At 51.7% G+C, this 25,797-nt stretch carries 19 protein-coding genes; 5 read left to right on the top strand and 14 right to left on the bottom strand.

Going from position 1 to position 25,797, the window contains the following annotated elements:
* Positions 1-126 precede the first annotated feature (126 nt).
* Complete coding sequence (locus ACX1DY_RS16840) at positions 127-954, top strand: AraC family transcriptional regulator (protein WP_458965344.1); 828 nt, start codon at positions 127-129, stop codon at positions 952-954.
* A gap of 71 nt (positions 955-1,025) precedes the next feature.
* On the opposite strand, the gene uxaC is transcribed toward ACX1DY_RS16840, so the two are convergent.
* Positions 1,026-2,432, bottom strand: coding sequence for a glucuronate isomerase (gene uxaC, locus ACX1DY_RS16835; RefSeq protein WP_458965343.1), 1,407 nt, complete (start codon positions 2,430-2,432; stop codon positions 1,026-1,028).
* A gap of 210 nt (positions 2,433-2,642) precedes the next feature.
* Between uxaC and ACX1DY_RS16830 the strand changes: the two genes are divergently transcribed.
* Complete coding sequence (locus ACX1DY_RS16830; RefSeq protein WP_458965342.1) at positions 2,643-3,320, top strand: GntR family transcriptional regulator; 678 nt, start codon at positions 2,643-2,645, stop codon at positions 3,318-3,320.
* Here ACX1DY_RS16830 and ACX1DY_RS16825 read toward each other — a convergent pair.
* The 3 genes from ACX1DY_RS16825 to ACX1DY_RS16815 all read right to left on the bottom strand — a co-directional run bounded on the left by ACX1DY_RS16825 (position 3,308) and on the right by ACX1DY_RS16815 (position 6,335).
* On the bottom strand, positions 3,308-4,354 hold the full coding sequence (locus ACX1DY_RS16825) for a HAMP domain-containing sensor histidine kinase (protein ID WP_458965341.1): 1,047 nt from the start codon (positions 4,352-4,354) through the stop codon (positions 3,308-3,310). The genes ACX1DY_RS16830 and ACX1DY_RS16825 overlap by 13 nt on opposite strands.
* A gap of 13 nt (positions 4,355-4,367) precedes the next feature.
* A complete protein-coding gene (locus ACX1DY_RS16820; RefSeq protein WP_458965340.1) occupies positions 4,368-5,063 on the bottom strand; it encodes a response regulator transcription factor in 696 nt (231 codons plus the stop codon).
* Between the two features lie 192 nt (positions 5,064-5,255).
* A complete protein-coding gene (locus tag ACX1DY_RS16815; RefSeq protein ID WP_458965339.1) occupies positions 5,256-6,335 on the bottom strand; it encodes a YeiH family protein in 1,080 nt (359 codons plus the stop codon).
* A 196-nt stretch (positions 6,336-6,531) separates the two neighbouring features.
* Between ACX1DY_RS16815 and ACX1DY_RS16810 the strand changes: the two genes are divergently transcribed.
* Positions 6,532-7,419 carry a LysR family transcriptional regulator gene (locus ACX1DY_RS16810; protein WP_458965338.1) on the top strand — a complete coding sequence of 296 codons (888 nt, stop codon included), beginning with the start codon at positions 6,532-6,534 and terminating at the stop codon, positions 7,417-7,419.
* Positions 7,420-7,813: 394 nt separating this feature from the next.
* Here ACX1DY_RS16810 and ACX1DY_RS16805 read toward each other — a convergent pair whose 3' ends face one another.
* The 8 genes from ACX1DY_RS16805 to ACX1DY_RS16770 all read right to left on the bottom strand — a co-directional run bounded on the left by ACX1DY_RS16805 (position 7,814) and on the right by ACX1DY_RS16770 (position 22,309).
* Complete coding sequence (locus ACX1DY_RS16805; RefSeq protein ID WP_458965337.1) at positions 7,814-9,616, bottom strand: glycoside hydrolase family 36 protein; 1,803 nt, start codon at positions 9,614-9,616, stop codon at positions 7,814-7,816.
* A gap of 53 nt (positions 9,617-9,669) precedes the next feature.
* Positions 9,670-11,394 carry a sensor histidine kinase gene (locus tag ACX1DY_RS16800; protein WP_458965336.1) on the bottom strand — a complete coding sequence of 575 codons (1,725 nt, stop codon included), beginning with the start codon at positions 11,392-11,394 and terminating at the stop codon, positions 9,670-9,672.
* Between the two features lies 1 nt (position 11,395).
* On the bottom strand, positions 11,396-12,961 hold the full coding sequence (locus ACX1DY_RS16795) for a response regulator (protein ID WP_458965335.1): 1,566 nt from the start codon (positions 12,959-12,961) through the stop codon (positions 11,396-11,398).
* Between the two features lie 122 nt (positions 12,962-13,083).
* Positions 13,084-14,685, bottom strand: coding sequence for an extracellular solute-binding protein (locus tag ACX1DY_RS16790; protein WP_458965475.1), 1,602 nt, complete (start codon positions 14,683-14,685; stop codon positions 13,084-13,086).
* A 131-nt stretch (positions 14,686-14,816) separates the two neighbouring features.
* The gene (locus ACX1DY_RS16785) at positions 14,817-15,722 is read right to left on the bottom strand and encodes a carbohydrate ABC transporter permease (protein WP_458965334.1); all 906 of its coding nucleotides are present in this window, start codon (positions 15,720-15,722) and stop codon (positions 14,817-14,819) included.
* A 49-nt stretch (positions 15,723-15,771) separates the two neighbouring features.
* Positions 15,772-16,635, bottom strand: coding sequence for an ABC transporter permease (locus tag ACX1DY_RS16780; RefSeq protein WP_458965474.1), 864 nt, complete (start codon positions 16,633-16,635; stop codon positions 15,772-15,774).
* A gap of 248 nt (positions 16,636-16,883) precedes the next feature.
* A complete protein-coding gene (locus ACX1DY_RS16775) occupies positions 16,884-19,886 on the bottom strand; it encodes a glycosyl hydrolase (RefSeq protein WP_458965333.1) in 3,003 nt (1,000 codons plus the stop codon).
* Between the two features lie 164 nt (positions 19,887-20,050).
* On the bottom strand, positions 20,051-22,309 hold the full coding sequence (locus tag ACX1DY_RS16770) for a hypothetical protein (protein WP_458965332.1): 2,259 nt from the start codon (positions 22,307-22,309) through the stop codon (positions 20,051-20,053).
* 192 nt (positions 22,310-22,501) lie between these two features.
* Between ACX1DY_RS16770 and ACX1DY_RS16765 the strand changes: the two genes are divergently transcribed.
* Both ACX1DY_RS16765 and ACX1DY_RS16760 read left to right on the top strand, forming a co-directional pair.
* On the top strand, positions 22,502-23,272 hold the full coding sequence (locus ACX1DY_RS16765) for a HipA family kinase (protein ID WP_458965331.1): 771 nt from the start codon (positions 22,502-22,504) through the stop codon (positions 23,270-23,272).
* 28 nt (positions 23,273-23,300) lie between these two features.
* Positions 23,301-23,894: an AarF/UbiB family protein gene (locus ACX1DY_RS16760; protein WP_458965330.1), complete on the top strand. Its 594-nt coding sequence runs from the start codon at positions 23,301-23,303 to the stop codon at positions 23,892-23,894.
* A gap of 81 nt (positions 23,895-23,975) precedes the next feature.
* Here the strand turns inward: ACX1DY_RS16760 and ACX1DY_RS16755 are convergent, their stop codons facing one another.
* Together ACX1DY_RS16755 and ACX1DY_RS16750 are read right to left on the bottom strand one after the other, a co-directional pair.
* Complete coding sequence (locus tag ACX1DY_RS16755) at positions 23,976-24,653, bottom strand: ABC transporter ATP-binding protein (RefSeq protein ID WP_458965329.1); 678 nt, start codon at positions 24,651-24,653, stop codon at positions 23,976-23,978.
* Complete coding sequence (locus ACX1DY_RS16750; RefSeq protein WP_458965328.1) at positions 24,650-25,768, bottom strand: ABC transporter permease; 1,119 nt, start codon at positions 25,766-25,768, stop codon at positions 24,650-24,652. Before ACX1DY_RS16750 ends, ACX1DY_RS16755 begins: the two co-directional genes overlap by 4 nt.
* Positions 25,769-25,797 lie beyond the last annotated feature (29 nt).

Genomic DNA, 25,797 nt, shown 5'->3' with positions numbered 1-25,797 from the left:
ATGAGGATAACCTGATTATCAAATTGTGAACATGACCGTAATTAAGGTGTTTTTGTATATAAATAAGATGTTTTAGTTAAATGAAAGCGGTATACTGGAAATAGACTTCCACAAAGGAGCTGCACTATGGATCATTTAGGCAATTTGACCGGACGCCTGCTGCAGAATTTGAACGTGACCGTCACGCATGCCCAGCTTAGCACCCGTTATCCCGGCTGGAACCGCACGAACGAGACGCCATCCTTTAACCGGTTATATTTTATTGACAGCGGCGAAGGCAAGGTGATTATTAACGGGGTTGTCCATTATCCGAAGCCGGGGCAGTTGATGATTATGCCTGCCGGCTCCACACAAACTACCGAAACCTCCCCATCCAATCCCTACGCGCGTTATTTCTGCCATTTCGACGCCCAAATCAGCGAATGGCCGCTGTTCCACTCTGCCAATAAGCTCTATATCAGCGATGCCGCCGACCCGGATGCCGTGAGGGACATCTTCAACGAAATGATTGCACTGTTTCAGGACGAGGGTTTTCTCGCCACATTGCGGATTCAAGCCTCCTTGCTGAATTTGCTGGCCATGTGTCTGGAAGCAGGGGGATACTCCGATTTCGTAGGTGAGCTGGTGCATACCAGTGATCAAGGCAAGCTGTCAAATGTGCTGCAGTACATTGACCAGCGGCTGAAGCAGCCTATGGAGGTGGAGGAGCTGGCTGAGCTGGTGCATCTGCATCCGAACTATTTTATCCCTTACTTCAAGAAATTTATGGGGGTTCCCCCGATGCAGTACGTACAGCTCAAGCGTATGGAATTAGCCAAGAAAAAGCTGTCCTCCACCGACCTCAGCATCTCCGATATCGCCGAGCAGGTAGGCATGGAGCTGGCCCATTTCTCGAAATATTTCAAAAAAACAACCGGAGTTTCCCCTTCGGCTTACCGCAGCAGCACCAGGTAGAAACAAAAAACGGATACCCTCCCCACGTTAGGAAGGTATCCGTTTCGGCATATATTAGTGTGGTAGCGAACTTATTTAATCCCAAAATAAGCATGCGCATTGTTATAGCAAATGTTCTCTATCGTCTGCCCTACATAGGCGTAGTCGCGGGGCAAATCCCCCTCTTCAATCCAGGTTCCGAACAAATTGCAGAGAATGCGGCGGAAATACTCATGTCGCGTAAACGAAAGAAAACTTCTGGAGTCTGTGAGCATTCCGACAAAAGGGCTGATCAGGCCAAAGCTTGAGAGCGCTTTTAACTGCTGCAGCATGCCTTCCTTCTGATCATGGAACCACCAGCCTGAGCCCATTTGCACCTTGCCTTTTACTCCTGTTCCCTGGAAATTCCCAATCGTTGTAGCGATCATTTCATACTGTGACGGGTTCAGAGTGTACACGATGGTCTGCGGCAATTGTCCGCTCTGATCCAGCTCGTTCAGCAGGCTGTTCAGCGTCCGGGCCATATTGAAGTCCAGAATGGAATCGTAGCCGCTGTCCTTGCCCTTCTGGGCAAACATCCGTGAGTTATTGTTGCGGAGCGCACCGATATGAAGCTGCATGCTCCAACCGCGTTCGTGATACAGCCGGCCAAGCTGCAGCAGGGTGAAGCTTTGGAACCTTTGCTCTTCAGCGTCGCTGAGTGCCTCCCTCTTGAGTGCGCGGGCAAATATGTAAGCAGCTTCATGCTCAGTGGAATGGGCGAATGGAAGCTCGCCGAAGCCCTGATCCGATAAACGGCAGCCGTGCTTATGGAAATAATCCATTCTAGCCGCCACAGCCTCCATGAACTGTGCATAGCTGCTGATCTCGATTCCGCTAACCTCGCTTAGTTGTCTGACATATCCACCAAATTGTTCATTGCGGATATCAAGCACACGGTCCGGGCGGAAGGTTGGAGCAACTACTGTGTTCACTTCAGAATCTGCCTTAATGCGGCTGTGATGCTCAAGCGAGTCAATCGGATCATCGGTGGTGCAGACCACCTCAACATTAAAGCGCTTAAGAATCCCCTGTGTGGTTAGTCCATCCCCTTGCAGTTGCTCATTGCAGCGTTCCCAGACACTCTCCGCATTCTCTGCGGACAGCAATTCGTCAATGCCGAAATAACGGAGCAATTCCAGATGCGTCCAGTGGTAGAGCGGGTTGCCCAGCATTTCGGGTACCGAACGTGCCCATACCATAAATTTGTCCTTGTCCGGGGCATCTCCGGTAATCAGGCGTTCCTCGATTCCAAGCCAGCGCAAGGCCCGCCATTTATAATGGTCGCCGGACAGCGCGAGATCGGTCATATTTCGGAAGCTTTTATTGCTGCTGATTTCCCCGGGGTTCAGATGGCTGTGAAAATCATAAATCGGCATAGCTTTCGCGTAATCGTGATACAGAGTTTGCGCACTTTTGTTCAGCAACAGCCAATTGTCATGTATAAAAGGTGTAGTCACAGGGTTCTCCTCCAACTTTTCTCAAATTAACTATTTAAATTGAACTTTAGATTTTCATTTTGGGCTTTAGCCGTAACTGCGGGGAATGTTTGGACTTCACTTCGGCCCTTTTTATGTTTTCTTTAGTTCAACTCACATAGCACTACCATACTACCATACAAGTATGGTAGTATGGTAGTGCTTCTTTATTTCCTACAGGAGGGTTCTGTTTTGGACATTACAATAAACACAAAATCGGGTTCCTCCCGCGATGCGGTATATCTTTCTCTGAAGAACCGGATACTTCAGCTAGAACTGCCCCCGGGAACCGCAATTTCGGAGAAAGAGATTTCCCTTCAATTCAATGTCAGCCGGACGCCGGTCAGAGAAAGCTTCGTGCGCCTGGCGCAGGAAGGACTGCTGGAGATCTATCCCCAGCGTGGAACAATCGTCTCACTGATTGATTCCGGGCTTATAGAAGAAGCCGGATTTATGCGTGAGCATCTGGAGCGGGCGGTGGTCCGTGAAGCCTGCGTCTCCTTCCCGGAGGACAAGCTGAAGGAACTGAAGACGAACTTAGCCATGCAGAGGGTATGCCTTGAAGAGCAGGATTACAAATCCATGTTCCGGCTGGATGAAGATTTTCACCGGAATATCTTTGAAGGCTGTGGCAAAATCAATACGATGGAGGTTGTTCAGCAGATCAAGGTTCATTTGAACCGGAGCCGGATGCTCAGACTCGCGGTTGATCATGACTGGGAGCATCTGTATCAGCAGCATCTTCATTTATATGAGGCCATTAAGGAACGGGATGCCGGACTGGCCGACAAGATCATGCAGGAGCATCTGGCGCTGACCATCGCCGACCAGGGCATGCTAATGGAGAAATATCCGCATTACTTCAAGTAGGTAAAGGGGAGCTCAATCAGAAAGGTAAAATGTCCATCAGAGTACACACATTTCAACGCGCCTCCGTGAAGCTCGGCAATACTTCTGGCAATGGACAATCCGAGCCCGGCACCGGCAGGGATATTATGTACGTCCCCTCCTGAGTTGCCCGCTTTGTAAAAACGTTCAAAGAGCTGTTTTTCCTGCTCTTTGGTGATCGGTTTTCCTTCATTTTCAACGGAAATGAGGGCTGTATCCTTTTGAAGACTCAATGACACTTGAATACTTCCGGGCTTTAGAGAGAATTTCAGCGCATTGATCAGCAGATTATCTATCGCCCGCTTGATCATATCGGGATCAATCTCGGCAATTAACGAATCTGTTGTGAAGTGCGCTTGCAGCGTCACCTGATTTTCTTTGGCTATGGGTTCCATTTCAACCAGCAGCTGCTTCAGCATTCCGCCCAAATCCACAGGAAAGGTATTCAGCTTCAGCTCTTGTGTAGTCAACCTTGTATATTCAAATAAACCATCTATCAACAGCTTTAATTGGACCGCTTTGTTGTAGGTATTGCCGACAAAGCGGTCATGCTCTTCCTGATCCAGATAAGCTTTGCCTTTCAGCAAATCCAGGTAGCCGATGATGCTTGTGAGAGGCGTCCTCAGATCATGCGAGACCCCTGTTATTAATTCAAGCTTGGCCTGCTCCAGCCGCCGTTCGCGGTTGATCTGCTCCTCCAGCTTCTCAGCCATACTGTTGATGTTGCTTGCAATATCCCCGAGCTCATCCTTTCGTACCTCATCAATCCGGTAATGCAGGTTGCCCTGCGCAATGGTCGCTAGTCCAGCGGTCAGCTTGAACACATAGCGGATGATATTACGTGTCAGCAGGAAAAAGACGAAAAAGGACGGAATAACAAACGATAGGATTACAACTATCAAATCCAGGTAGTATATGGTGGTTCGCGGGATCACAGCGGATACAGCAATTCCAAACACTATACTGATATATAAGAACAGGATCAGCCGGAAACGCATGTTATGTGTTCCGGACATGCGTCTGTACCCTTTATTTTTCAATTTTATATCCTACTCCCCATATAGTTTTGATGTACCGGGGTTCTCTGGGTGAGATTTCAATCTTCTCCCGGATATTGCGGATATGAACCATAACTGTATTCTCCGAGTAAAAGGCGGTGTTCTCCTTCCACACGCTCTGGTAGATCATATCCACACTGAACACCTGCCCGCAGTGTGAGGCGAGCAGTTCCAGAATGGAAAACTCAATGGGCGTTAAGGATACCGATGTACCGCCCACCTCAACGAAATGCCGGCTTTTGTTAATCACCAGCTCGCCAATGCGGATTTCCGCTTTGCTGTCCTCCTGAGGAGCAAGCAGCTTTTGCCTCCTGATTTGAGCCTTCACTCTTGCCATCAGCTCCAGCGGATTAAACGGCTTCGTGACATAATCATCTGCCCCTACAGACAGCCCCGTAATTTTATCCAGCGTTTCTTCCTTGGCAGACAGCATAATAATCGGAATATCAAACTGCTCACGAATGCGAAGACACGCAGCAATCCCATCCAGGCTGGGCATCATAATGTCGAGAAGGATCAGATGAATTTCATTCTGCTCAAGAATTTTCAGAGCCTGCAATCCATCCTCTGCTTCCATGACAGTGTATCCTTCATTTCGTAAATATACATGCAGCACATCCCTGATCTCACTGTCATCATCGACAACCAGGATATTAATTTTCTTCACTCCGCAGGACTCCTTTTTGAATTACGCCCATCATGCTTCCGATATAAGGGTACCACAGGATAGAGGGAACGATAAAGATTGTCAAGAACGGAATCTGCAACAATACAGTCTTCTCTTCAACCCATTCACTTATTTTAGCTGAACTATCTGTAGAAAAAGTAACGGGAATTCTGAATTTATTCTGAAGAAATACTATGCCAATCCCAATACATGCACCAGCGTAAATCCCAGCAAAGACAGCAGCACTGAGCCGATGAGCCCGGCAAGAAATGGCTTTTTCCCCATTCTGCCAAAGGTTTTCATATCCACGCCAAGCCCCATCCCCGCCATTGCCATGCCCAGTAATAAATAAGCTAGTACGATCATATCCGCAGTGATGCCCGCCGGGAGGATGCCCAATGTGTTAATGCCGCTCATCAAAAGAAACCCCAAAATGAACCACGGAACCGGAAGCTTGCTCCACTCAATCCGCTTTCCGCCCTTCCTGCCGCTTGCTTCCACTGCCTCCTCTGCACTTCTGCGCTCCTGTCTGCGCTCCCGGTATCTTTCCCAGCTTCCTATTAGAATTGCTACGGGAACAAGCAGGGCCACGCGGGTCAGCTTGACAATCACTGCCAAGTCAGCAGCATCTTTTCCGGCTGGCGCAGCAGCAGCGATCACATGAGCCACTTCATGAAGTGTACCTCCCGCAAAGATGCCGTAGCCAGACGGGCTAAGACCCATAATCGGATAAATCACTGTATAGATCAGCGTGAAAATCGTCCCTAGATTCGCCACCGTCGCTGCACCCACAGCCGTTTCATTGTCCGTTGCCTTAATTTGCGGAGCAATCGCCGCTACCGCTGCCGCACCGCAAATTGCTGTTCCGCAGGCGGTCAGCAGGCTGATCCTTCTGTCTATCTTCAGCCATTTCGTCAATCCATAGACAGTGAACAAGGTGAAAAAAATATTGATTGCAGCAATGGCGAATACTTTAGGCCCCGCGGCAGCTATGTCATAAAGGTTCAGACGCATCCCGAGCAGAATGATTCCTGCCCGCAGCAAGCTTTTACCTGAAAATTGGATACCTGCCATTGCTTTCTGCGGCACAGCAACGACTGCTCTCACCGCCATACCCAGCAGAATCGCCAGCACCAGCTGTCCCATAATGCTTAAGAACGGCAGCAAGGCTAAAAATTTGGCCGCAACAGCAATCACAAGAGTAATTGCGATTCCCTGGATAAACCCTCCATGTCTAAATGTACTGTGATACAGCTTGTGTGCGTGATTCATTCACTTCACCCTCCATCCGCCGCACGTGGCGGCTACTCTCTATAGCTTCACTATAAGAGCGCCAGAAGGGGAAGTGAAATATGGCTTTGCTATTTGTATCATTACAAATACTTATGATTAACCGGGTAACGTGTGTTACAGTAGGAATTACATTAGGAAACAAGCCTGAAAACTCGAAGAAAAATGAGGTATTGTTATGATTGTCGATGCATTGAGGGTGTTTGTAACGGTGGTGGAGCAAAGCCATTTCTCCAAAGCCGGTGAGCTGCTGAACCTGTCACAGCCCGGGGTAAGTCTACATATCCGCAATTTGGAAAATGAACTGGGAACGAAGCTGCTACACCGCTCCCCCAAACAGGTGCGCATGACAGAAGCCGGAACAATTCTCTATAGACATGCCAAGCAGATCCTTTCCCATTATGAAGAGGCTGACAGAGAGATCAGGCTGCTGCAGCACGAAGTCACGGGAAACCTCCACATCGGGGCCAGCTTCACCATCGGAGAGTACATTCTGCCTGCCAGACTTGCTGAATTTGCCAAGCAATATCCGCAAGTCAATCTTCAGGTAACGATTGGAAATACTGAGGAAATCATTGCGTCTGTAAGAGCGAATGTACTGGATGTTGGCTTTATTGAAGGGGAGACCGAAGATGCGGACCTGACGATCATTCCCTATATGAAGGACGAAATGATCGTTATCGCTCCTGCCGGGCATCCCCTTGCGAACAACATCATGGTCGAGAACCGTATGCTGCAGGATCAGATATGGGTGCTGCGGGAGCATGGCTCAGGCACCCGTGCCTTTAGTGATCATTTTTTGGAGGCGTCGGGTATTTCCGTCAAACGGACCTATGTGTTCAACAGCAGTCAAGGTGTTAAGGAAGCGGTCTCTGCTGGCCTGGGACTGGGCATGGTGTCGAGATGGATTGTGCGCAAGGAACTGGCCAGCGGTGAACTCAATGAGCTGCGGCTACGGCGGAGACTCCTTGAACGGGAATTCCTGATTATCCGGCACAAGGACAATCCGGCAGGAATGGCGGTCAGTGTGTTCGTTCAGAAGCTGCTTGATCTGCAGAAGACGTAGGCGGACATTCTCCACATCCCCTCCGTTACTTTTATATTTAAGAGTTTTCTGGTTATGATTGCACTTTCTGCAATAGAATGCTCAATGTTCGGAGGTGAATTGTATTCTGCTGTATTTCGCGCAATAGATTTCTGAATTTCAGAGAAAAAGCACCTTTTCCACTGGATTCTGCTGCACAGAGTGCAGTAGATTCTCTTTTTCGATGGATATAGGGGGCATCTGTTGTAAAAAGTGCAGTAGAATGCATCTCCCGCCTGAATTAAGGACAGTACCTCATCTGGACCAGTCACAATACAGGGGAACCCATTATACATTTTCCAAGTTCAGTCACATTCAGGCTTATTCTAGGACTTGTGTTTCAGTCCACTCCACTGCACCGCTACTCACTCTCCAACTATTTCCCGCGTATCCCACTCCCCCGCACAGGTCGAATCGCAATTACACCTGCCGGGGGCACATTGAGGGCGTATACTCCACTTTTCCACGCCACAATATACTCCGCAACTAGAGCTCCCTGGCAATCGCAGACGCGCAGTTCCAGCTCTCCCGGGTCACGGTCGAGCTCGAGCACAAGGCGGGTAAGCAGCGTACCGTTCACTACAAGCACCAGCTCGGGCAAATCTCCTGTTAAGGGAACTACAGTATCCTGATAGGCTGCTAATACCCATTTCTGCTGCGTTCGGGCGATGATCAGAGGATACAGCAGCTCAGGGTGATGTGGCTCGAGTCGGCCGTCCAGCAGTACATCACGGTGCTCGCGCCAGAAGGACAACCAGAAGAATAGCATTGCAAAATGCGCCTGCGGCAGATTCCCCAACCGGACAGATATCTGCGGGACGGAGAACAGCACGTTAATGAACTGCAGGGCGGCGCTTGCCGCACTCTCCCCGGGATTCCACATCAGCATGTCGGAATGGGCCGCAGTAGCGCCACAGATCAGCCGGATATCCAGCGTCTTGATCCGGTTCTGCAGGGCATCGTTCGGGCAATCGCCGGCCCGGAACATGTTGCCGTATTTGCGCATCAGCGGGCCAATGTAATTCTGGCGGAATTCGATCAGAACATCCGGCTTCAGCCGCCGCAGACGGGAGATGATTCCGCTCAGTAGCAGATCCACCGCTTCCGGCACGGAATCCGTGTCCCGCCCGCCCCCATTCAGAGCAGATGAACCCTTTGGCACATAAAAGCTGTCTACGAAATCAAGCTTAAAGCCATCCAGCTCCCATTCCAGTAAAGCCCGCTCATAAATAGCCGTCAAATACTCCCGCACCTCGGGGAACCGCGGATCTATAACCCCTGCGCCAAAATCTCCGCTATAGTACAGCAATTTATCCTCAAAGCGCTGCCAGGCCTCGCTATGCTTACCGATAAACGGAACGGCATACCACAGCAAGTATTTCATCCCAAGCCCGTGGACCCTGGCAATATGAGCCTTCATATCCGGTATCTTATCAGGGCTGTTTCTCCAGTCCCCGCAATATGCATAACCCCTGGCCTCATCCGAGGTCTGCCAGCCATCATCCACAATCACCGCCTTACAGCCCAGCTCTGCCGCTATTCTGCATTCAGCCTCCACCGCTTCCGGCTCAAGCTGCTGATGAAAGCTGTACCAGGTCGAGTACATCGGCTCTCTGGCTGGTTCCGGGACCGGGGACGGCTCACAGCCTGCAAGACCCGCCCACCATTCACTCGTCCCTTCCAGCGCTTCATAGTAAGGGATTTTGCGGGCATCGAGCCGTAAGACAGCCGTGTAATGCGCCACGGGAGGGCTTGACTCGGCAAAAAACAGCACAGAGCAATGAAAGCTGGCCGTTTCCTCGTTAAGACCCGCATGCAGCTCCAGCGGCTGCAGAACATCCGAGCAGGCAAAGGTCAGCACATTGTTGCCAAGGTTCCCGTACAGGCTTACAACCGGAGCAGCGGAAGTGGCTCTGGAGGAGAAGCCTTGCCACCAATCGGGAATCAGCCCCCGGCTGCGCTCCACTGCCGGGTGCCACAAGCCCTGGACATCCACCGCCTCATAGCTCCAACTCAGTGAAAGCTTCGGGGGAACTGCCGGAACCGGCGCTTGCAGGTCAAGGCGCACATAGTGAACACCGTTTTCCCCATTGTTATCCTCCAGAGAAAGTGAAGCTTCAAAGCTGCCAGTATGACCTTCCAATCTGAGTTCACAGCAATCGGTAATTAAGGTCTTCAATAGAGTCCTTGGCTCCTTTACTGCGGATGCTCCTCGCCTGTGGTTTCAGGCTTCTACATCCGGCAGGGAATAGTGATCTGTATACAGGTACCTATACCGGAACGGCTGGCAATCATTACCCCGTAGCCATCGCCGCCATGCAGCTTGATCCGGGAATCGACGTTACGGATGCCGTATCCGATCCGAGGCCCCTCCGGGGCAAGAATCTGCCGGATGGTGTCCGCATTCATGCCTACGCCATTATCAATGATTTTGAACACAATCTCCGTCCCCCGCTTCTCCACCACAAGCCGGATGCCAAGCGTGGTTCCGAACCAGGCATGCTCCAGCGCATTTTCAATCATCGGCTGCAAAATCAGCTTGACCGTCGTATACTCCAGCACCCCGGGATCAATATCATAATAAACAGTCAGCCGGTCGCTGTATTTGATGCACTGAATGGCAATATAGGCTTTGGCATGTTCGATTTCTTTGCCAACAGTTGTTAAGATTTCTCCCCGGTTCAAGGAGAGACGGTAAAATTTGGCCAGCTCCTGCACAAGAATGTGCAGCTTCTGGGTATCTCCGAATTGGGCAAGGCGGTTGATGGAAGAGAGGGTATTGTAGAGGAAATGAGGGTTGATCTGCGCTTGCAGCGATTCCAGCTCCGCTTCTTTTTTCTGGAGATCGGCGACATAGTTTTTATGAATCAATTCTTCCATGTTGCTGCCCATCCGGTTAAAGGCGGTGGCGATTTGCGCCAGCTCATCATTGCCTTTGAAGCGGATTCTTTGGTGAAAGTCCCCGTCGTGAAAAGCATTCAGCGATCCCACAATTTTCTGAATCCGCCGCGAGAAATAACCGGACACCCCAATTCCCAGGCAAGCGAGTACGAAGGCACTGGCCAGACTGACGAGCAGGGTCATCCGGCGCACCTCATTTGCGCTCTCGTCGAACAGGCTGTTCGGGATATAGGCTTGCAGCTGCCAGCCAAGCCCGTGCAGCGGTTCACTTAGCATCAGCCGGCCCGTAGCCAGCTTGGCAGTATCGGAATGTCCCGCTTCTCCATCCGGTGATGATGCCAGAACAATTCTCCCGCCTTGGTCGAGTACTACGAGCGTGCTGTACTCCCCGATTTTGCGGTAATCCACGGAATCCAGCAGATCACGGATCTGAACGGTCACCCGGACGAGTCCGATCTCCTGCCCCCGCTGGACATCATCGAGCTTCTGCAGCAGCGAAATATTTCCATCCTCCTTATCCTGCAAAATCTGCTGCCACCGGCTGAGACCAGGCAGGGCTCCCGAAATTTCCAGCATGCGGTACCAGTCGGCCTCTTGAATCCGCTGCAGATGATAGATTTCATACCGTTTGGTCGAGAGCAGCGGATTCTGCTCCTCTTCCTTGTAGAAAATTTCCGGAAAACTATCGTTCTTGAGATACAGCGAAAGACCAATATTGCTGGCCGTATAATTGAGCAGATTTTCAAGCGTCGGCATCAGTGTCTTCGTCATCGTCTCATAGCTGTACCATCCTTGATCATAGCGCCGCAATGCATTTTGCAGACTATAATTGTAATACAGCATATTCGAAATCCGTTCGATATCATCGGTGCGGTAACGGATATTGTCGCGCATTTGCCGCAGCGTGCCTTGAATATTCTCCCTTGTTTTCTCTTTGAGAGAGCTTACGGAATGCGCATAGGCGAACAGTCCTACCGTCAGTACAGCAACCAGCAAACACAGCACGTAGGGCAGAATCAGCTTGTATCCGAAAGGAATGTTCAGTATGCGCCGCATCTTACAAATGTCTCCTGTAGTCGCCCGGACTGACGCCGTAATACTCCTTGAACTGCTTGCTGAAATGGGAAAGGTTCTTGTATCCCACACGGTTGGCGGCCTCATAGACCTTCAGCTTAGGATCGCCAAGCAATTGCTTGACCCGCTCCAACCGCCGTAGACTGACATAGTCCGAGAAATAAACCCCGGTCTCCTCATAGAAGATCTGCCCCAGATGATTGGGTGAAAAAGAAAAATGATTCGCCGCATCCCGCAGCATGACATTATGCTCCAGACGCTCTTCGATATACTTCTCAATCTCAGCGACAAGCTTGCGTTTCTTGCCCTGCCGCTTGCGCTGAAGCCGCTCTGAAAGCTCGAACATCCGGCGGCGGAGCCAGGATTTCATGTCCTCAATCGTCTCCAGATGATATAAAATGCTCAGGTGCTTCTTTTCCAGTCCCAGCAGCTCATAAAAATCCTCATTAATCGTATGCAGATAAGCGTCCAGCTTGGAGACAATGTGCAAAAACAACTGATAAATCTCCAGCTTGGTTTCCATATTTCCTACCCACACGAACAGCTCTTCATTACAGTCGTCCACATCCACCAGCCGGTAAGAGGACATAGCCGCAAATAAAGATTGGAGTATGCTGTCCAGATCCTTGGCCTTGGCTGAGATCGGCCCTCTGGCATCGGAGTGGAGAATAAGCTTGCCTTTGCCCAGGAACAGCTTCAGTCCGAGCGCATGCTTCGCCTTCTGAAAAGAGTCCGGCAGCTCCCTGAGACTCGTCACAGCAGGCCCGACCCCGATCGTCACCGTAAGCGGCAGTCCGCTAACCGCCTGTTCAATCAGTCTGCGCAGCCGTCCGCTGTCCACGTTCTCCTCCAGAATCAGCGCATAATGGAACCGCTCCGTTCTGCAGGCCTGAATCCGTTCCTCGGCGCAAAAAAGCTCGACCGCTCTCTCCAGCCGGTTCTCCATGTCCGCCTTGGCTCCATCTCCGTAGCCATTCAGCTTCCAGGACAAATCATCGGGCTCCAGCAGCGCTGTGTACAGCCGGGTTGTCCGCCAGGTAATGCCGATCCGCTTAAGCAGCGGCAGCACCCTTTCTTCATCCGGCATCCCGTCCAGAAGCTGCAGGAACAGCTCTCTTTTGACAAGCGGCTCCGATTCCGAGAAGCAGCGCTGCAAATGCGAGTGCTCACCTTCCCGGTCCAGGGTCTCCCGCACCTCTTCAAGCGTCCGGCGCATATCCTCATCGTCCATCGGCTTCAGAACATAGCCGGAGGCGTTCATGGAAATCGCCTGCTTGGCATACTGGAAATCCTCATACCCGCTCACAAAAACAATCTTCAGCTTCGGGCTTAGCTCCAGAGCTCTGCGGGCAAGCTCCATTCCTGACATAATCGGCATTCTGATATCCGTGACAATAATATCCACGTCCTGGGATTCCAGCACCTCCAGCGCTTCAAAGCCGCTACTCGCGGCTGCGCACACCTCCATGCCAAGACCGTCCCAATCCATGAAGCGCTGCAGACCCTCCAGATCCAGCAGCTCATCGTCCACCAGCAGCACCTTGTACATCCTATCCCATCCTTCGAACTCAGACTTCAGCCGCTCGAATTCATTCACCAAAATTACATTTTATAGTAAAATGGGGGTACACTTGGCTACAGTATACCCCACACTTAGACCCCGCTCTAGCTTTATTTCATCTTGCTGAGGTTGTTTTGCCATTTTTCTGTCTGGAATTTGAGCAGCTTCTCATAACCTGCGCGTTTCGCATCCTCATTGGCTTTATTTAAGAGGCTGCTGACCTCTTCATCACTTTTTGCATACAGTGCTTTGGCAAAGACCTCCTGGTAAATATCATTCACTGCGGTCGCAATAGTTCCCTCTTCGGAGTCAGGCAGCGGGTCCAGATTCACGAACTCCGTAAAGTTTTTGGAGGTCTTCCAGGTTACCTTTTGCTGGGCCAGTGTCGTCCAATTTTGCTTGTCTGGCGGCAGCTGCGCATCCATTTTGGCTTTGGTATGGTCAATGAAGGTAGTGTTGCCAACCCAGTTAAAGCGGCCGATTCTTTCTTTGTCCTTGTCACCCTGCGGAGTATTCAGCCCTTGTTCATTCAGGATCGGCACGCCGTCCGCATCGGTCTTATCCCAGTACAGACCCTGGCGTCCGAAATTCAGTATGCGCTGGCCCTCATCGCTTGTCACCCAATCCAGATAGGAGAAAATAGCTTCCGGGTCCTTCGCATTTTTCGTGATCACAAGCACATTCCAGCCCAGCGAATTGTAATTGTTCGGGGTAATCTTGCTGGCAGCAAGGCCGGCCTTATGAATCGGCCAGATGATATCGTAGCCGGCTTCGGGATCGGCTGCGCGCAGCGCACTGTCAGCCCCCCGGCCCGGGTTCACTACATCTCCGTCCACGTAGACCGCCACCCGGCCCGTTTTGAGCTTCTCGGAGATTTGGTCGCCGGTCTGTGTGAACAGGTCCTGAGTAATCAGCTTCTCGCGGAACAGCAGGCTTGCGAACTGCATGTTCTCGATGAATACCTGGTCCTCAAAAATGGATTGCAGCGTATTGCCAACCGGATTGGCTTTGGGCAGATAAGGCTTATTCTCGGCAAAGCCGCCGTACATCGTATCAATTCCCCGGCCCTTAGCCCCTACTTCAAGCGGAACCACATCGCTGTATTTCCCCTTCACCAGCTTCAGGTAGGCGTAGAGATCATCGAAGGTTTCCAGCTTCGGCGACCCCAGCTCCTTATAAATCTTCCGGTTAATAATCCAGCCCCCATTGCCGTTCGGGCTTGACGTGTACCAGTTCGGGAACTGGTACAGCTTGCCGTCCTCGGAGCGGAGCATGTTCAGCGTTGCTTCTCCGGCATTTTTTTTCAAATTGGGGTAACGGTCCAGATAATCATCCAGGGGAACCAGCAGGCCGGGCTGCCGCAGGCGCTCCACATTGGCTCCCCGGTCCATCATAATGAGATCCGGCAGACTACCTGAGGCAATCATCGTGCTGAATTTGGTCTCCGCAGCGCCACTGGATTGAACAGGCGTCATCGTAACCTTCAGCGTGTCTGCGATCCAGCGGGTCGTGGAATCCCTGCCCCACTCTTCCGTGGTATCCCAGTCGTAATTGCTATAATAAGTGAAGGCGACCGGCTTCACAGTGCTTCCTATAGCTGGTGATGCAGCATCTGCAGTTGCACTGGCAGCAGCAGTCTCCGTAGCGGCAGGTTCCTTGGTAGGTTCCGCGGTTGGAGCCGCAGCATTATTTCCTCCTCCGCAACCGGCCATCAGAAGCACCGTGCACAACACAACCGTCAGCAGCGAAAAACGCTTAGTAGGCTTCAAATGAGTAACCCCTCTCTAATGTTCACTTGGTGCGGCCTGCTTTCAGGCCTATATAAGTTGCTTCAGGGTTCCTCCTACTCCTTGAGCGAACCAATCAGCACACCTTTTACGAAATATTTCTGCAGAAACGGATAGACCATAATAATCGGCAGCGTTGCTACCATTGTAGTTGCCATAATCAGCGATTTGCTCGTCACCGACTGCACCAGCGCCAGCCGGTCCTGCGCCGCCGCATTGCTCCCTATCGCCTGCTGTAGCTGATCCGTTACGATATTGGAGTTGAGAATTTGCTTGAGCAGGGTCTGGATGGGAATCAGATCGGGGTTGTTAATATAAATGCTGGCTGAGAACCAATCATTCCAATGGCCGACAGCCGTAAACAGTGACAAGGTAGCCACGACAGGCCCGGAGATCGGTAAAATGATGCGAAGCAGCACCCCAATGTGGTTGCAGCCGTCAATCCGCGCCGATTCAACAAGGCCTGCCGGCAGCCCCAGAAAGAAAGTCCGGAAGATGATCATGTTATACACACTGATTAATCCGGGAACGACAAGCACCCAAAACGTATCCAGCATGCCAAGCTCGCGCAGCAGCAGAAAGCTTGGAATCAGCCCGCCGCTGAAATACATCGTAATGATGCAGAACACCATGTAAAATTTGCGTCCCATCAGCTCTTGCCGGGATAAGCCATATGCCAAAATAGCTGTAAACATCACCGACAGCGTAGTCCCCACAATGGTGCGCAGGATAGAGATCAAGAAGGCGTGACCGATCCGGCTGTCCCGGAACACCACCTCGTAATTATCCAGCGTTAGACTGCGCGGCCAGAATGTGATCCCCCCAAGCGCTGTGTCTGAGCCTACATTGAAGGAAATTACCAAGGAATTCCAGAAGGGGTACAGGGTGATGAAGCCCAGCAGCAGCAGCAATATATAGATTAATGCGTGCAGTATTTTGTCTCCCGAAGACAGCCTCAACATAACCTGTTCCCCGCTTTCCCTGTCACAATTAGAATAGCTGACCATTTGCTTACCATAGGCTTGAGCCCATTTTTCTCGCTGCCTTGTTAGCCAGAGCTAACAGGCCGATACTGACAACTGCCTTGAATAACCCCGCCGCTGCTGCGTAGGAGAACCGGTTGTTCAGAATCCCCATCCGGTAGACATAGGTGTCGATGACATCGGACACATCCCGCAGAATCGGATTTGTTGCCAGAATGAGAATATCCTCAAAGCCGGCATTCAGAATGTTGCCCACGGCCAGAATCAGGAAGATGATAATGACCGGCCGGATGCAGGGCAGCGTGATTAGCTGAATCTGCTTGAAGCGCCCTGCTCCATCAATGGAAGCGGCTTCATAGAGATGCGGATCAATGCCGGCAATGGCTGCCAGATAGACAATGGCCGCGAACCCCATCTCCTTCCAAATGCCCGTTCCAACAAGAATGCCCCAGAAGTATTCCGGCACCGACAGGAAGCTGATCGGCTCAGTAGTAAGATGCAGGCTCATAAGTAGCATGTTAACGCTTCCATTGTCGGTCGAAAGCATGGAGCCTACGAATCCGCCCACGATCACCCACGAGAGAAAATGCGGTAAATAGCTGACCGTCTGGATGATCCTTTTGAACAGCATATGCCGCACTTCATTCAGCATCAGCGCCAGCAGAATCGGAGCCGGAAAACCAATGCACAGCTTCAGCAGGCTGATGACAATCGTGTTGCGCATGACCGTCCAGAAGTCCGGCGAATTGAAGAACGCCTCAAAATGCTTCAGCCCGACCCAGGGACTGTGCAAAAAACCGCCAAACAACTGATAATCCTGAAACGCCATCAGCACCCCGTACATCGGCAAGTAGCTAAATACAAAGATGAACAGCAGCGCCGGTACAACCATTAGCTGAATATCCCATTGCCTGATCCACCTGGACCACCTATTATCCTGATTTCCTTTCGTTTTAGTGATGAGCTTTCGTTGGATTTCCACGTCTGTCATCCTTCCTGTTTCTTTGCTTTACATCTTCATCTTATGCAGATCGGGAAGGAGCCACTAGTACCGTGGTCAACGAAAAATGTGGTCCAGCAATGATGCGTGAAATGCGGCCGTGAAGCAAGGTAAGGCGGCAACCGGAAGCAATAACCTCACTACTCCCCAGCAACCGGAAGCTTGATAGCTTTCACATCGTCGATATACAACGTTCCACTGCCTTGGGTTCCGCTGCCCTGCGCTACATAGAAGGCGAATTCCTTAATAGAGCCCAGATCAATGACCCCATTGCCACCAGTAGACCAGCCGGGGCGGGCAAAACTGGTGAAGGGGATGGTCACAACCCGTGCCGAGGTCCCTTCAATCTTGATGCTGGCTTCCCACACCTCGCCGTTCGTCTCATGAAATTGAACCGCCAGCTGCCGGTTCGAGCCATCCGGCTGCAGCCAGAACGATATGGCCTCCATGCCCGGCCATTCCTTGCCCATGCTGCGGTAGACTCCGGCATAGCCGGGATTGCCGACCGTGTAATCCAGCTTCAGCCCATAGGTGCCACCGTTCAGATGATACGTGTCCAGGGTTACCGTCGCGGCATTGCCGGAGACATTGCGCTGCCATTTGGAGCGCAGGCTTCCATTCGAACCGCCGTAAGTCTCAAATTCGTCAATGATATAGCTGTCCACTGGCGGTGGAATGAAGGGGCCGTTGCCTGTCTCGCCGTTGTTAAGGGCACGCGGATCGCTGTATAGCGCCTGAATGCTGCTGATTGAGTTTTTATCAGTCAAATACTCTGCCCACGTCATGAAGTATACATAACGCGGCTGTTTCTCCCGCAGCATCTGCATATCCGGCAGCTCGCCATTCTCCCCAATGGCTATGGGCCGGCCGCCGCTGAGCTGCACAAGCTTGTTATAATACGTGTCGCGGTAATCGTTATTGTAGATATCCATAGCCAGCACATCCACATACTCATGGCCGGGATAATAAGGGGCCGAGTCATACGCCCAGGAGCTTTCCGCATTCGGATTCCATACCCAGATCAGATTATCCAGCCCATGCAGATTGGTGAAGCGGTCATACATATTGCGCCACAGTTGCTTGAACAGCTCCGGCCGCGCACCCCACCAGAAGAATTCAGCATTCATCTCATGATAAGGCCGCCACAATACCGGAATTCCCTCATCCTTTAGCTGTTCCAGATATCCGGCAACCTCGTCCACCTGGGCAGCCCACTGGTTGTACAGTGCTGTGCCCGGGGTCACGATATCCGTCATCTGCGCCTCCGTCACATCTCCCGTGACACTTTCCCAGCCAGAGGTATTCGGGTCCATAGGCCGGGTCTCGTGATACGTCAGCGTTACCATCGTACCTGCATGGCCCTTCGCTATCGCTTCATCAATCATGGATTGCCGCATTGCGCTCATATCTCCGCCAATATAATAGGCGAAATCCGAGCCCCATAATGCCGGATAATATCCGGTCAGCTCTGCTGCCTTGTCATACCACTGCGTAGGATGTTCGTAATAATTATGCTGTCCCGTATAGACGGCATTCCCAACCGTGGCATACAGACGGTCCAGCAAAGCTGCCGCTTCTGGAGACGCATTAGGATTGACCGGGGACATGGTCCCGGTTGTTACCTGAAGCGAGCTTGCTGCCGAGATCGCAGTTCCTTCACTGACGGCCTGTACCGCTATATCATATAGACTTTCAGGCGACAAGCCCTCCAGCTTATAGGCATATTGCGACTGGCCGGGAACATACGGAACCGTTAAGCTGCTCCATTCGGCAGCAGAGGCTTTTTTGTACAGCAGCTTATACGCTTTTACACCAAAAGGTCCTGTCGAAGCGGCCCATTTGAGCTGCGCGGACACACCATCCACACCGCTAACAGCAAACCCCGCAGGCGCACTCGGCGAAAGATCTGCGGGCAGCTCAGGCATTTCGCCTATAAATAGCTGATCCATGAACATATCTCCGCCGCTCGAATTACCCGCATGGAGCTGCAGGTATACCGCGTCAATTGCCGTCTGAATCTGCTGTTCCGAACGCGACCATGCCGCTGTCCGGTTTGTATAGAGCGGGTATGAAGCTGTAGAGGCTTCCCGATAAACGTCGAGTGTTACCGTGAAGGTCCCCGGTGAACTGGCATTGAATCTGCCCCAATACGAGACGAGATAGGAGGTATCGCCTTGAGCGGGAATCTCGGCTGTCTTGATCGCAGAATGGTTCTGCATTTGCACAGCATATTGCCCCGAATAAGGATCATATGTTGTGGTCTGCACCGTCCCAGTGCCCTGCATTGGAGCCAGCATACCGGTCTCGAAATCTCCGTTCACAACCTGATTTGGCCCCGGGGTAGCTTCCAGCCCCATGACAGCATCAGAGGTGTTGCCGGCCACATCCTTCGCCCGCAGCATAATGGCGTACACAGAGAACGGATCAAGATTGTTCAAAGTATAGGTGTACTCTGTAACGCCAGCCTGCTGAGGAATTGCTACTGTGTTCCAATCCGGGGCATCCGCCCTTTTGTAGGACAACTGGTAGGATTCGACACCCATATCATCCGTGGAGCCGGCCCAGACCAGCTTCAGGGAGTCCGGTTCATGCACGGCCTGCCAATTGCCGGGGATGCTTGGGCGCTCAATATCCACATTCTCCCGGATCACAGCATCATCAATGTAATAATCCTTGCTGGTGCTGTTCCAGAAGGAGAGCCGGACGTACTGCACACCTGGCCCCGGCGTATACAGCAGTTGCCGGTACTCCCAGGCGGTAGAACCCGAGAAGTGAAGCTGCTCCTTCGTCTGCGTCGGGCCAAAAGCATCCATATCTATGACACCATTCGTGACTCCTGTTCCGGCAAATTTGACCCACAATCCGACACGATAGGTTTTACCTTCCTGAACTGCCACTGAAGCTGAAGCGCCTCCTGTATTCCTTTTTACCTGGAGACTTTTTGCTCCCCCATGCTTCTCGGTGGTGGTGACCACCGGACTGCCCCACTTCTCCCACCCTGTATCCCCGGCTTCAAAACCGGGATTGCTGAGCAGATTCTCGCCAGCCGCCCTGGAAACGGCTGGCGACACAACAAGCGATGCGATCAACAGTACTGCAGCGAGCCAACCCTGGAACCATATCTTGCCTGTTCGTGGAACCATTTTAATCAGGCCTCCATTGGGATTTAGCCGGTGGAATTACGATGAATACATCGTCCGGCACCTCCAATGTAAGCGTTTTCTACAATATTCAACAAGGTACAGCAGCAACGAAAAGTGTGCTGCAGCAATGATGTCCGGTATTTTTGAAAAATTTGTGTTTTTGTCTACGATTTGTCTATGATCGTCGAATGAAAGGCCCCGTTCCCGCAAGATACACCAATCAGCCCCTTGCCCCCGCTGTCCAGAGCAATTCCTTTCCAGCGGACCGCACCCAGATTAGTCTGGTCCCAGGTCTCCCAGTGAATACCGCCATCCCGGCTGCACACCACCTGTGAATCCGTCCCGTTCACCACCATCGGCTCGCTGGCAAGGATCAGCAGATCTTCGCCGTGCTCTCCAGTACCAACGGATAATGCCGAAGCATTGAAAATTTCTCCTTCTGCAGCCGGGTATAGCTTATTCCAGCTCTGGCCGTCACTACCGCTACACCACAAGCCTTCCGATATAAAGCCGGCATATATTTTACCTAAGCGATTGGGCGAGTAAGCCACTACGTTCAATACAGAAGCGGGACCGCTTCGCTCGAACGGAAGTCCTTCGCCTATGGATGCCCAACTGTCTCCCCCATCCTGTGACTGCCAGATGCCCTCGGTCCATTCGCCAACCAGAATCCGGCCTTCCTGAAAGGGGCTTGCCGCCAGCAGTTGATTGGCTCCGCAAGCATTCTTGACCTGATAGACGACTACGGACAGCAGCTCGGCTTCAATCCAGCGCTTCTGATGCGGCAGTGACGCCATATAACCCGGCGGACGAAAAGCCGTTCGAAGCCAGGATTCTCCTCCATCCACGGAACGATAGATTCCGGCGCCAGACGCGACTGGCCCGTCAATATAGGCATAGAAGATGCCGGAGCGCACGCCGTCCTCCCGCAAAGCCTGAACGAACAGCCCCGGACCCAGAGTGAGCACGGCGGTAGCGCTCTCTCCGTTATCACTGCTGGCGGCAATACACGCTGTCCGCCCACGGCCGACAAGTCCGTAGAGATAGCGGCGGTGATCTGCTCTAGCGATGACAACGGCGGTGCTGCCTGAATAATCGGGCAGTCCAGGCAAATCGCGGAAGCTTCGCCCGCCATCCTCTGTTATCTTTGGCGGATGGTCCGCCATTGTGATACAGAACTTGCCCGGCTGCTGCGGAGCAGCGAATACAGCTTCCATGCAAGTCGTTTCCAGTCCCCGGAACTGCCCTGCACACCACGTCCTGCCGCCATCCTCGCTGACGGCTACTCCGTACCAATTGGTTAGGTAGAGGCGGCCTTCCGAGAAGCGGTCCACAATGATTTTAGAGATGGCCCAGCCCGTTGCGAAAGCCCGCGACCCTCCTCCGAAATGGTCCATATATGCGGGAAACCCGCTCAGATCCTCCTCGGAATGAAGCTGAAGCAGCTCCCATTGTTCACCGCCGTTAACGGAAGCATACAGCGGAATCGGCGGAACGTCCTCCATATGCGGCCGGAGATCCGGGGCGGTGTACAATCTCTGCGGCTGATGGATATCCTGGATGATAGTGCCGTACCTTTGTTCACCCGGGAGCAGCCCGGTCATGGCAGGCTGCCAGGTCCGTCCGCCATCCGCGCTGCTGCGGATCCCCTTCCAGATGCAGGCGGCCATCAGGCGCTGCGGATTCCGGCAGTCAAACGACAGTTCGGCGAAGCTGGGGCCTTCATGCAGCAGTGTCCAAGTTTCTCCGTGGTCGCTGCTGGCATATAATCTGCCCAGTTTGCCCCTGGGTTGATCCTGAAGCAGTCCAAGCACTCCGTCTTCCCCGACCTCGGCATAGTCCATGTTCAAATCGTCGTCGCTTATTGTTCCTGCATACAGCACTCCGGGTATGCCTGGATGGAAAACAACACACCCGAATCGTTCCTCCGGCAACTGAGTCTGCTTCCAGGTCTCCCCTTCGTCCCGGCTTATCCATAAGCCTCCTGTATAGCCACCGACAGCTACAATCCGCTGGTCAAAAGGATCCACCGCGATAACCTCGCCGTACATCCTTGTCGGCCCATTGCCATAGAAGCCCATACCTGTGCAGACTTCCCACCAGCTGTGCCCGCCATCAGCGGATTTGTGTACCGAGCCGTAGAATTTACGGCTTCTCACCTCACCGGAGCAGCGGAACAGCACCTCAGGATGATGAGGGCTAATGGCAAAGCTCTGAACCTGGTGGTGGTAAGCTTTGGTCAACCCCCCGTTCCGGGTTTCCCAGGTGAAGCCTCCATCAGAGCTGCGGAAGATCCCCGCCACGTCGCAGCGGGCGTATAACACTCCGCTTAGGGACGGATGCTGAATCAGTCCTGTAATATAGCCGCCACCGCCCAGCGAAGCCGGAGACCAGGTATGCACCGTATTGTCAGCGTTAGCCATAACGCTTCATTCCTCCTTTCACACTCTCTTTAAGCTTACCTTCAAGCAGCGGAACCGTGCATCCCCGTGAGCAACGAATTCTGCTGCTCAGCAAAGAAGGTTGATGTGATGGAGCATCTATCTATACCAAAACTCTCTGAGGGACATACACTAGAATTGAATCAAATTGACCCTTTTAGAGGAGGTGGGTTCATGATTCAGGCTGTCAAATACATTACACCGCTTATTGGATGGAGTGTGCCTCACTTGATGGAATGCAGCGATGGTAATTTATATGTAGTCAAACTATCAAGTAATCCTCAGGGAGTTCGGGCTCTTGCGAATGAGATGATATCCTGCTGGATAGCAAAGCGATTGAATCTCCCTGTTCCCGATAGTCAAGTTATCTACATTCACGAGACTGTGAGGAATCATTGCTTAAACTTTGGGTACGATCTAGGACTGGGTCCGCATTTTGGTAGCCGATATGTTCCTGATTGTACGAACCATCCTACAGATGCAGAACTTGCCGGTTGTATTAACATTACTCAGGCCGCTGATATCATTGCATTTGACTACTGGTTGGATAACAATGACCGCTATTTGTGGAACGATTCTGCGCAAAATATCCTGGTCTCTAGGGGGGAGTTTCCAAAACTGTGGATGATAGATAATGCCAATATCTTCAATGGACCAAACTGGACGGTGCCGTCGATTTTGAATTCAGTTTCTGTGCATCGCATGTTTTGGGGATCATTGTATGCTAAATTTGTTCCCTTTTTGAAGGGGACTGATTCATTTAGACAAGCAATAGCTAACATCACAGCACTACCCACAGGCGAACTGCTTGAGGTTATGGCTGTAATGCCAATTGAATGGGGGGTTACTCAAGAGGAAATTGCAGCAGTCTCGTATGCATTAAATAGCCGAAAGTGTAATCTCCCTAATTGGCTGAGCCTCCTGCAAGCTAATTTCTCAGTGTGAAAAGGTTATTTCGGAGGGGTGATAAAGTATGACAGACTTCAATATCCAGGTATATCCCGGCGTTCATCGGCCTGGGCTTCCCTATGAGGTACAGTGGTGCAATCCGGCAGGCTTACCCTTTCTTGGGGCGGGCGCACAAGGTGCAGTTTTCCAGCTATCGCCAACTACTTGTGTCAAGGTTTATGCTGATGAGTCCGATGCTCAGCAGGAGGCTGACTCTCTCCTTAGGGCCTCCTCTGCATCGTTTGTTCCCCAAGTATACGAGGTCGGGCAGAACTATATCATTATGGAATTTATCCGGGGACAAGGCATTAAAGTGTTTCTTTCTGGCCAGCAATCCTTTCCTTCTTTTCTTGCTAAAGGATTGTTAACGATGCTTAATGAAATGAAACGAGTCGGATTTACAAGGATTGATTCTGCATTGCGCCATGTATATGTTACGCCCGAGGAACAGATCAAGGTGATTGATCATGTGAATTCGTATAGGACAGTCCAGCCCTATCCGGCAAGAATACTAAGCAGTCTTGCAAATATAGGTTATTTAGCCCCGTTTATTCACTATGTCCAAAAGGAAGATCCAGCGATATACGCTGAGTGGAGTCAAGCATCTATTATTCCTTAGCCATAACAATGCTGCCAAAAAGAAAAACGGATACCGTCCCTATGCAGGCTGGTATCCGTTAATTTTTTAGATAGGCTATTCCTACTGTTCAACCAGTACGCCGTCCTTCAAATACAGCACCCGGTCGCACCATTCCAGCATCCGCTCGTCGTGGGTCACCATGACAGCGGCTTTACCTTCGTTCTTCACCTCGTCTGCGATCATCTGCACAACCTCTTTGCCGCGGTTGAAATCGAGGCTGGCTGTCGGCTCATCCGCGAACAGAACCGCCGGCTTGTTCATCCACGCCCTGGCAATCGCCACACGCTGCTTCTCGCCGCCGGAGAGCTTCTCAGGATAATGGTTCCGCCGTTCCCAAATTCCCAGCCGCTTCAATAGATAGGCTGAACGCTCCTTTGCCTCCTTGGTACCAAGCTTCGCCAATCTGGCTACGTACAGCAATTGCTCCTCTACTTTCAGATACGGAAGAAGTTGTGCACTTTGGAACATAAAGCCGATTTTTTGCAGCCGCAGCTCAGTCAAAGCGCCCTTATCCTTGCCCGTCAGCGGCTCTCCGTCGATGTAGATTTCCCCGCTGGTCGGAGTCAGCAGCGCTCCTGCGGCGGAGAGAAAGGTGCTTTTGCCGGTGCCTGAAGGCCCCAGTACAGCAACAAATTCACTATCATTTACAGTAAGATCAAGTTTATTCAGAATGGTTCTTGCCCCATCTCCGTCACCATAAGTGTGAGTTACTTGCTTCATTATCAGTTTGGCGCTCATGCTCCAGTCCTCCCAATCGCTTCCAAGGCGTCTACTTTTGCTACTTTAGCTACAGAAATAAGCGAACCCAGCAGTGACATACCGACAAACAGCACACTGGTCAGCACAATCGTCTGGCCCTCCAGTTGAAACGGCATCGAATCCGGCAGCCCCATATTCATCCCAAAGGTCAGCAGCAGGCTGATCGTCAGACTGGCTACGGAGAGGATCAGCACCTGGCCGACCACACTCCAGGCCAAATAGGACATTTTGGTGCCCATTGCCTTCAGGATGCCGAACTGGCTGGACTTCTGGATCGTGATCACATAGAAGAATACCGCAAGCACGAACCCGGCAATCACGAACAGGAACACGATCATCATCAAGAGTGAATTCTGTTCAGCAGAATAACCAGGGATGCTGGCAATCGCCTGCTTTTGCGTAATGACCTCCACATTGTCCAGCTTGCTTGTGATCTGTGTGGTCTGAGCGGAAGTAGCCTTGAGCGCAATAACATTATAAGGAACCGGCTGGGTCTTGCTGCCTCCCTGTCCTGTACCCTGTCTCATCGCCTGCCAGTCCAGATTGTTGATGTACACGACAGGCGTATGGCTGTAGGAGCTGTCTTTTACAAAACCGGCTACCTTAAAGGTCAGCCCGGAAGCTTGATCCTTGATCACACTGCCGATGCTGATTCCCGACTCTTTAAGCTTAGAATCCACAACGACACTGCCCTTGGTTTTATTGGTAATGCCATCACCCTGAACCACCTTTGGCGCAAGCATACCATCCATATCTACTGCAAAAAAAGTAATGTCCGCCTTTACATCGGCGCCGTCTGCCGTAATGGTGCTCATTTGCACCGCCAGCGGTGTTGCATTCTTGTCCCCGGTAATCGAACGGGCAGCAGCTAGCTCCGTATCACTTAATTGGGAACGTCTGAACGCATGATCAGCGTCGCTTTGCACGGCAAAATAGTTTGCGGACATATTTTCCACGGCTGAAATATTGGCATAGGCAAGGCCTCTGGCCAGTCCAGTCACGAACAGGACCAGAAACGAGACCAGCAGCATAATGACCATTATGAGGCTGTAGCGTGCTTTGGAGTGCCTCATCTCCCTGATAGCTAAAAACATGTAACCACTCCTTCTACTCTGTATAGACA

The organism is Paenibacillus sp. BAC0078 (genome assembly GCF_054483875.1).
This window is presented reverse-complemented; position numbering and strand designations above follow the sequence as displayed.

Bases quoted from the DNA above. Each gene is read 5' to 3' on its own strand.
- ACX1DY_RS16815 (WP_458965339.1), bottom strand. From the start codon at position 6,335: ATGAATCACGCACACAAGCTGTATCACAGTACATTTAGACATGGAGGG.
- ACX1DY_RS16780 (WP_458965474.1), bottom strand. From the start codon at position 16,635: ATGGTTGTACCGGCGCTGCTGTTCATCTTTGTATTTAGCTACTTGCCG.
- ACX1DY_RS16800 (WP_458965336.1), bottom strand. From the start codon at position 11,394: ATGCGGCGCATACTGAACATTCCTTTCGGATACAAGCTGATTCTGCCC.
- ACX1DY_RS16840 (WP_458965344.1), top strand. From the start codon at position 127: ATGGATCATTTAGGCAATTTGACCGGACGCCTGCTGCAGAATTTGAAC.
- ACX1DY_RS16770 (WP_458965332.1), bottom strand. From the start codon at position 22,309: ATGGCTAACGCTGACAATACGGTGCATACCTGGTCTCCGGCTTCGCTG.
- ACX1DY_RS16750 (WP_458965328.1), bottom strand. From the start codon at position 25,768: ATGTTTTTAGCTATCAGGGAGATGAGGCACTCCAAAGCACGCTACAGC.
- ACX1DY_RS16755 (WP_458965329.1), bottom strand. From the start codon at position 24,653: ATGAGCGCCAAACTGATAATGAAGCAAGTAACTCACACTTATGGTGAC.
- ACX1DY_RS16785 (WP_458965334.1), bottom strand. From the start codon at position 15,722: ATGTTGAGGCTGTCTTCGGGAGACAAAATACTGCACGCATTAATCTAT.
- ACX1DY_RS16795 (WP_458965335.1), bottom strand. From the start codon at position 12,961: ATGTACAAGGTGCTGCTGGTGGACGATGAGCTGCTGGATCTGGAGGGT.
- ACX1DY_RS16760 (WP_458965330.1), top strand. From the start codon at position 23,301: ATGACAGACTTCAATATCCAGGTATATCCCGGCGTTCATCGGCCTGGG.
- ACX1DY_RS16765 (WP_458965331.1), top strand. From the start codon at position 22,502: ATGATTCAGGCTGTCAAATACATTACACCGCTTATTGGATGGAGTGTG.
- ACX1DY_RS16775 (WP_458965333.1), bottom strand. From the start codon at position 19,886: ATGGTTCCACGAACAGGCAAGATATGGTTCCAGGGTTGGCTCGCTGCA.
- ACX1DY_RS16825 (WP_458965341.1), bottom strand. From the start codon at position 4,354: ATGTCCGGAACACATAACATGCGTTTCCGGCTGATCCTGTTCTTATAT.
- ACX1DY_RS16790 (WP_458965475.1), bottom strand. From the start codon at position 14,685: ATGGCCGGTTGCGGAGGAGGAAATAATGCTGCGGCTCCAACCGCGGAA.
- ACX1DY_RS16810 (WP_458965338.1), top strand. From the start codon at position 6,532: ATGATTGTCGATGCATTGAGGGTGTTTGTAACGGTGGTGGAGCAAAGC.